A 7,464-nucleotide genomic window follows, 5' to 3' on the forward strand; every position below is an offset into this window, starting at 1 on the left:
TGCTTCACGCAGATGGAAGAGGGCGTTTTCATTTCGTGAAAAACGGATATCGTTTATCGCCAGGAAAAAATGGGTTTGTGCCGTGTAAGAGCCTCCGCTTATGTTAGCCAGAGACTCTTGAAGTTTATCCATTTTCGGATCCGTTACCGCAATATAGACAAGCGAATCGAATCCTTTAAGCGTAATCAGCTGAGCAAGCACCTCGTCACTGATAGTTTTATTGAAATGATCTTCGCGATAAGGAGCCGGCGAGATCAGAAACAGCTTCAACGATGCGCCAAGATCACCTAACGGGGAAAAAAAGTTTTCCTGATTGATCGTACTGAGCCATTCCACATCACCGAATTTGTCGGAAAGACGACTGCGAATGGCTTCTCTCTCTTCAGGTGAAAGTGCCAGTGCTTTGGCCGGAGAGAGCCCGAGATACAGACAATCATCGTTTTCGACGCTCGGCAAATCACATGCTTGTTTTTGCATACACTCGGCGGTATAGCGGATTTCATTCTCATCGGTTTTCTTGGCGTAATCGAATAAAAAACGCTCATTGACATTATCTATTTGGTAAAAAGCATCGGAGGCTTCCGAGGCATTGATATCCTGGTGAAGATACTGCCAGATCAAAAAGTTTTTTTCGCGCGAAGCCGGTTTGTCGCTGATCTGTTCGAGTGTAATGGCTTCTGCACTGATACAGACTAAAAGTGCGGCTAGACTTAAACGGATCATCCTAACACCGCTGCATTGATGAGATTGACTAAAATGACATCCAAAACTTGAAGTATGATAATCAAAATTATAGGTGCCAGATCAAGCCCGTTAAAGACGGTGGGCATCATTTTTCGGATCAGTCTGTATGCCGGTTCCGTCAGACGATAGATAATTTGAACGATCGGATTATAAGGATCTGGTCTGACCCATGTGAGAAGAGCACCGATAATGACTACCCAAATATAGACCGTCAGAAGCGAATGAACGATTCCGCCGAGTCCCGAAACGATTCCACCCATCATTTGACCACCTCTTTCAGATAATTTTTAATGTTCTGATATAAATCATTCAGCTCCGGCCCGTGTTCCGCACCGCTGAGCAGTAGACGCAACGGATTGAGAAGGTTTTTCCCTTCTAAACCGCTATGTTCCATCAAATACCCTTTGTACGACTCATAATCGTCAAAATGTGGGGCTTTTTGGGTCAATTTACGCAAAGTATCGAATTGCGCTTGGTATTCGTTCGGTGCGACCTTCGGCGCGAATACGGCACCGACTTTCTGACGCAGTTCTTTGAGGGTGCTGGCTTCTTCCAAAAAGAGTTTTGCCAGCTGCCCGATCTCTTCATCGGCAAAACCGACATAGCGAGAGAGCTCTTTCGGGTCTAATCCGCGCAGATGTTCGCGATTGATAAATTTAAGTTTATCGATATCGAAGCGGGCAGGAGCCTTGGAAATGGTTTTAAGATCAAACCACTTGATAGCCTCTTTGAGAGTGAAAATCTCGCTCGGCGTTTTGTTTCCCATCATGATGAGATAATTCGCGATCGCTTCGGGTAGGAAACCCTCTGCCAAAAGCCATTTGACGCTTGAAGCGTCGTCACCTTCGGACAGCTTTTTGCCTTCATTGTTCAAAATAATCGGGAGATGGGCGTATTCGATTTTTTTAGTATATCCCAATGCTTCATGAATCGCGATCTGCTTAGGGGTATCGCTCAGATGGTCTTCGTCGCGGATGATCAACGAGATATCGGCGAGCATATCATCTACCGCACATGCAAAATTATAGGTCGGATATTTGTCGGCATGCATCAAGATAAAGCTGTCGATATCGTCGGGGGCGAATGTACTTTCCCCTTTTATAATGTCGGTCACGGTAATCGGATGACTCGGTTTTTTCAAACGGATCGTAAAAGGATTCGGATTGTCGATGACGAGTTCTGCAGGAAGATTTTCGCAGGTACCGTCATACCGATAGGCAGTATTGGACTCTTTAGCATTTTCTCGTTTTGTTTCGAGGGTTTCGGGGGTACAGAAACAGTTAAACGCTTTTTTATCCTGCAGCAACTGCAAAGCCATCGCACGGTGAAAACGGACATTATTGCTTTGGAGCTGTTCTTCCTGATGTTCGATCCCGAATAGGGCGAGTATTTCGTAAATTTCTTTTTCTTTTCCCGGAATACTGCGTTCTTTGTCAGTATCTTCAATACGGATCAGCAGAGGCTCTTCGCGTTGAACGGCTGAAATATAGTTAAAAAGTGCGACACGGAGGTTTCCGATATGCATCTCTCCTGTCGGACTGGGTGCAAAACGTAGCATTAATTAATGATTCCTAATTTTTTTCTCTATTTTAGCGAAAAGTGATTTAACCCAACTTTGGGAGACATTAAGTGAGTAAAATGAAACAATAGGATAGAATAAACAATATTCGTAAACAACAGGCAACAGTGTGTCCATTCAAAAAATTGCAAAATATTCCAAATATTTTGATCTGCTAGTGATTCATGACGATAATATGGCGCTCCCTTTTTCCGAAGTGGCCAAGCAGCTTTTTAAAAAAGTAACCTATCGCAAAAGTTCTGAACTGACAGAGGAGCTTCTAACGTGTCATCTGCTGATATTTTGTACGGCAGAAGAGGTTGTCAGCCCCGCATTGCTTAAAACGGTTACAGGATCGGTGCAGCGATTGGAAAGCATTCTATTCGCCACAAGGCATTCGGATGCCCGTATGCTTCGTTGCGCACTGTCGCTTCGTGCATTTAGCGCTTCGGATGTACCGAATACGGAAGAAGCTTTCGTAACGGAAATGCTCAAAGTATTCCCTTCTTTGATAAAAAAGCATAACGAGGGGATCATCGAAGGGCATCATCGCTATATTTTGGAACACTCAAATTATCTTTTCGCTATTAATAAAGGCGGGAAAGTCATTTATGCGAATGAACCTATGCGCCGGTATTTTAATGCCGCACACTTAAGCGAGCTCGAGCCTTACATCAACACTGAAGAGATTACTTCCATCCTAAATACACCGGGGTCAAACCAAAAAGTTATCACTCGAGCCGATAAATCAGATACAGCCAATTCAGAATATTTGTGCAATACCTATCCGATGAAAGAGGGGGAAACTCTCATTGGATTTCTTCCGCTTCATGCTTCTTTGCAAAATTGCGGAAAACGGCTTTTGAACCGCATGAGTTTCATCGAGCTTCTCAAAGACGCGTTTGTTATTCACGCGAGCGAAGATGAATCGATACCGATCGTCATGATTCATATTGAAAATGCAGAGAAAATTATCCAACACAACGGAGAAAACGTCTACAACGATCTTTGTAAAGAACTGGTTCTTTTAGCGCAGAATCATTTCGGCAAAGAGGCCGAAATCGCACAATGGCATAAAGATGTTTACACTCTTATCTCATCCAATACGACGATCGAAGAGTTTAAAACCGTCTTAGAAGGATTTCATAAAGAGGCGGCACTCCATGTCACCAAAAACGGCGCGGTACCTGTTTTAGACTCTTTCGTGATCGATTTGGAGGGGGTTGATCTGAACAAAGCAATCTCAATAATCGACCATATCCAGCAAAAACAGCTCCTTTCAGCCGATCTAAAAAATTTGGCTCATCATGAAATATCCGCTGCTCATACGAACAAAGGGGAAAAAGGGGATGCTCTGCACCATCTAGAGATGCTTATGCTGAGTAAAGCTCCTCTCAAATTGCTCAATTTTTACAAAGGAATTCGCATCAATACTCCGGCACGCATTGTGAAATTGGCGGACGGGATGGTCTATATCGCCATTGAAAAAATACAGGGATATGCGATGAAACTGGAGCAACAAACGGTGATACAAGCTGCTAATCTCCCCTTCGATCTGCAGGCGAACGTCAAAATTGTAGACGTCGCTAAAAAAATATGCGTTCTATCGCAATTTCACCCTCTAAAAGCTTCCGCAAACAACCGTCAGTACATACGGATTCAGAGCGACCATCGAATGCATGTGACGATGACTTCCGCAAAAAGTTCTATGTCCGGTACTATCTTAGATATTTCGATTAAATCGATCGCTTGTCAGGTCAAACTTTTAAAATCTCCTCCCGAACTTGAGAGTTTAATGCTGCTTCAGTTCAATCTTCCGTTGGCAAGCGCGGATAACGGAATGGTAAACATGGTAGTGGAGGGGAGGGTGCAGTATGTACAGCCGGGAGACGATTTTACTAAAATCGTCGTTGTTCTCGATTTGCAGGAGCCGTTTGAAAGCTATTTGATCGACTATATCTACAGCCGTCAGCAGGCATTGATCAATGAGATCAAAATGATTGCCAACAAGTTGTAGAGTTAAACCTTTTTACTCAGCGCTTCAATATGGGAGCTGTTTCCTAAAACGACTAAGATGTCGCCCGATTCCAGAATATCGTTGTTCTCGAAAGAGGTATACCATATCCCCTGATGTTTATACGCGATCGGTTTGACTTCGAATTCCGCTTCGAAAATTGGGGAGAGGACCGATATGCCGATCCAGAACGAAGGGACGGTGAGTTTGGCGATTTTCATCGTAATCGACAAGTCGATGGTCTCGTAATGCATGTTCTGCACCATCTTTTTGACTATTTTTTTTGCCGATTCCATTTCAGGATAGATTACTTTCGCCGCGCCGAGCTTTGAGAGGATTTGTCCGTGTACGAGTGTAATTGCTTTTGCGATAACGGTTTCGACACCTAATTCTTTGAGGGCCATGAGTGTCAGAATGCTCGCTTCGATATCTTCTCCGATGCTGACGACGGCGACATCGCATTGGCCGATTCCCGCTTCCTGGAGTGCGCGAATATCGGTAGAGTCGAGGACAACGGCATCTTGCACATATTCATTGATATCGCGAATTTTTTCTTCGTCGTTGTCGACGGCAATAACGCTCATCCCCTGTTGGGCAAGCCCTTTGGCAACATGAAATCCGAATTTTCCTAAACCGAGTACTGCATAACTGTTCATATGACAATTTTTCCTTCTGCGTATTTAATACGGCTATGCGCCGCTTTTCCCACGATGACGATCGTAAATGCAAACACGCCCACGCGTCCCATCAACATCAATATAATGATATTAAACTTCCCCCAATCGCTAAAAAGGGCACTGTAGCTTAAAACACCGCCGTTACCCGTCGAGAGTCCAACCGTCGCGAATGCGGAACAGGTTTCGAACAATATCCGCAAAAACGGCAATCTTTCTACTTCCGAGAGGATAACGGTAGAAATCAATATATAAAAAGAGGCGACAAAGATGATCGCATACGATTTATTAATCTGATACGCGGAGATGGAACGTCTGAATATATGAGCGTTCGAATCGCCTCTAAGGGTAAACCAAACACCCACCAGCGCCAATGCGAACGCTGTCGTTTTTATCCCCCCTGCGGTACCGCCCGGACTGCCCCCGACCATCATGAAAAAGGTCGAGAAAAAGAGGTTCGAATCGCTCAGCAACGACATGTCGATCGTATTAAATCCGGCAGTACGGTAATTGACCGAGGTAAACCATGCTACCAGTATTTTATCGTAGATACTCAGAGAACCGAACGATTGAGGGTTGTCCCATTCAAGAGACAAAAGCATAATCATGCCGGCAACCGTTAAAACGGCTGTGGTGATTAAGACGATTTTGGTATGTGTAGAGAGGCGTAGTACCTCTTTTTTGCGGTAATGGTACAGTTCAAGCAATACGATGTATCCCAAGCCGCCCAGCAATATCAATACCGGAATAGTCAGATTGACGACAGTGTCTCCCCGATAACTCATCATATTGTCGCTAAAGAGCGAAAAGCCGGCATTATTAAAAGCCGAGACAGCATGAAATATACCGAACCAAGCGGCATTCCCGATCGGCATATCGCACCAAAAACGGAGCGTAAGAATGACCATTCCGATAAATTCGATCAAAAATACAGCGGCAAAAACAATTTTGAGAAAACGGACAAGCCCGCTCATTCCGGGGTAATTAAGTGATTCTTGAAGGATCAAGCGGTCGCGGAAGCCGATTTTTTTGCGGCGCATCACGGCAAAAAATGTGACAGCGGTCATGTAACCTAAACCGCCTATTTGGATCAGGAGCATAATTATGACTTGTCCCATAGGAGTGAAGTCTACCGGGGTGTCTTTGACGATCAACCCTGTCACACATACCGCAGACGTCGAAGTAAACAAGGCGTCTATAAATCTCAATTCGCCGTTATGGGCAAAAGGGAGGGAGAGCAGGGCAGTACCTAAGAGGATCATACCGATAAAGCTAAAAAGGATGATTTTTATTTCTTGGGTATGCGTGAGAAATCCTTTAGAACGAATGCGAAATGCTACGCCCGAACAACTTAAGAATAACTTTTTTATACACTGATGTCCCTTATCTCCGGATTTGCCTCATCTACCATTTGATCGAGCAGGTTAAATAATACGGCACTGTTTTCTTCCATAAAGGTAATATTGTTGATGATACGCTCTTTATTGTGCAAGGCTAGGCACTCTTTCGTCTTGGTACACGGCAGAGTCTCCAATACCACTTTGTGCAGACTGATATGCGGTGCTTCCAAGTCTTTATAGGCTTTAGTCGCGCTAAATCGGATTTTTCCTTCTCCCCGATAATACCAATCTCCCATACGGCATCCGTGATGATCGGTAAATCGTGCCGCTTTTTCGGCATTTTCATTTATAATGGTCGAATACGCATTATGTTTAAAGATGATGTGATCGACTTTGACCAGTGTAGCAAATAACGAATCGGCAATAAATTTCGCCATTTTAGTCGAATCGTGTGCCGTTTTTGAAAATCCGCACAATTTTTCTCTGAATCTACTCATATCCGATTGGGAACGGGTCGCGATCTCCGTAATCTCTTCCGAATTGGCTTGAATATCGTTAGCTTCTTGCTGTAGTGTATGCAGCGTAATTGAAATTTCTTGAGTCGCTTTTTGGGTTCTCTCGGCCAATTTGCGTACTTCGTCGGCAACCACGGCGAAACCGCGTCCGTGCTCCCCTGCTCGTGCTGCTTCAATGGCCGCATTCAATGCCAATAGATTGGTTTGATCTGCAATGTCTTTAATCAAACCGGCGACCGTGCTGATGTCACGTGTTCTTTCGGTCAGTGAAATAATCGCCCTATTGGAATTCGAGATTACTTCTTGAAGATGATCCATGTCGCTAACGATAGTATTGACATTCTCTTGGCTATCTGCCGACTCCTGCGCCGTAACGGCTGAAGAATTGTTAATCAACGTCGCATGACGGCTGTTATTTTGAAGATTGGTCTGGATAATTTCCAGCCCTTTTGAAATTCCTCCGCTGATCACTTCGAATTCACGAGAGAGATCGGAACGCATTTTTCCTTTGAATGCTTCGGCTATTGTCGCGATAGCACAATTGAGTTCGGGGCACGCGGCTTCGAAATCACCTTTGTATCCTTCTTTGAAAATGATGCGTTTCATTTTTCCTTTGTTA

The 7,464-nt window shown here is 44.3% G+C and carries 6 protein-coding genes and 1 pseudogene; 1 reads left to right on the forward strand and 6 read right to left on the reverse strand.

Annotated features, from left to right (window positions below; all coding sequences use genetic code 11):
• The 3 genes and pseudogenes from Q0389_RS05560 to gltX form a co-directional block, all read right to left on the reverse strand.
• A pseudogene (locus tag Q0389_RS05560) lies at nucleotides 1–723 on the reverse strand (hypothetical protein); the annotation flags it as partial.
• Nucleotides 720–1,007, reverse strand: a complete 288-nt coding sequence (locus Q0389_RS05565; RefSeq protein ID WP_298692507.1) for a YggT family protein — start codon at nucleotides 1,005–1,007, stop codon at nucleotides 720–722. The gene Q0389_RS05565 and the pseudogene Q0389_RS05560, both read right to left, overlap by 4 nt.
• On the reverse strand, nucleotides 1,004–2,302 hold the full coding sequence (gene gltX, locus Q0389_RS05570) for a glutamate--tRNA ligase (protein ID WP_298692510.1): 1,299 nt from the start codon (nucleotides 2,300–2,302) through the stop codon (nucleotides 1,004–1,006). The genes Q0389_RS05565 and gltX overlap by 4 nt, the downstream gene beginning before the upstream one ends.
• A 130-nt stretch (nucleotides 2,303–2,432) precedes the next feature.
• Between gltX and Q0389_RS05575 the strand changes: the two genes are divergently transcribed.
• Entirely contained in the window at nucleotides 2,433–4,319 is a 1,887-nt protein-coding gene (locus tag Q0389_RS05575; protein ID WP_298692512.1) for a PilZ domain-containing protein, read from the forward strand.
• 2 nt (nucleotides 4,320–4,321) lie between these two features.
• Here the strand turns inward: Q0389_RS05575 and Q0389_RS05580 are convergent, their stop codons facing one another.
• The 3 genes from Q0389_RS05580 to Q0389_RS05590 all read right to left on the reverse strand — a co-directional run.
• The gene (locus tag Q0389_RS05580; RefSeq protein ID WP_298692514.1) at nucleotides 4,322–4,972 is read right to left on the reverse strand and encodes a TrkA family potassium uptake protein; all 651 of its coding nucleotides are present in this window, start codon (nucleotides 4,970–4,972) and stop codon (nucleotides 4,322–4,324) included.
• Nucleotides 4,969–6,252, reverse strand: coding sequence for a TrkH family potassium uptake protein (locus Q0389_RS05585; protein WP_298692516.1), 1,284 nt, complete (start codon nucleotides 6,250–6,252; stop codon nucleotides 4,969–4,971). The genes Q0389_RS05580 and Q0389_RS05585 overlap by 4 nt, the downstream gene beginning before the upstream one ends.
• 104 nt (nucleotides 6,253–6,356) lie before the next feature.
• The coding region (locus tag Q0389_RS05590) for a methyl-accepting chemotaxis protein (protein ID WP_298692518.1) at nucleotides 6,357–7,464 on the reverse strand (1,108 nt) is incomplete at its 5' end.

The sequence above is a fragment of the uncultured Sulfuricurvum sp. genome (genome assembly GCF_937936435.1).
GTDB lineage: Bacteria > Campylobacterota > Campylobacteria > Campylobacterales > Sulfurimonadaceae > Sulfuricurvum.

What these genes read in the sequence shown, in the direction of transcription:
- Q0389_RS05585 (WP_298692516.1), bottom strand. Translation starts at nt 6,252, where the DNA reads ATGATCCTCTTAGGTACTGCCCTGCTCTCCCTCCCTTTTGCCCATAAC.
- gltX (WP_298692510.1), bottom strand. Translation starts at nt 2,302, where the DNA reads ATGCTACGTTTTGCACCCAGTCCGACAGGAGAGATGCATATCGGAAAC.
- Q0389_RS05580 (WP_298692514.1), bottom strand. Translation starts at nt 4,972, where the DNA reads ATGAACAGTTATGCAGTACTCGGTTTAGGAAAATTCGGATTTCATGTT.
- Q0389_RS05565 (WP_298692507.1), bottom strand. Translation starts at nt 1,007, where the DNA reads ATGATGGGTGGAATCGTTTCGGGACTCGGCGGAATCGTTCATTCGCTT.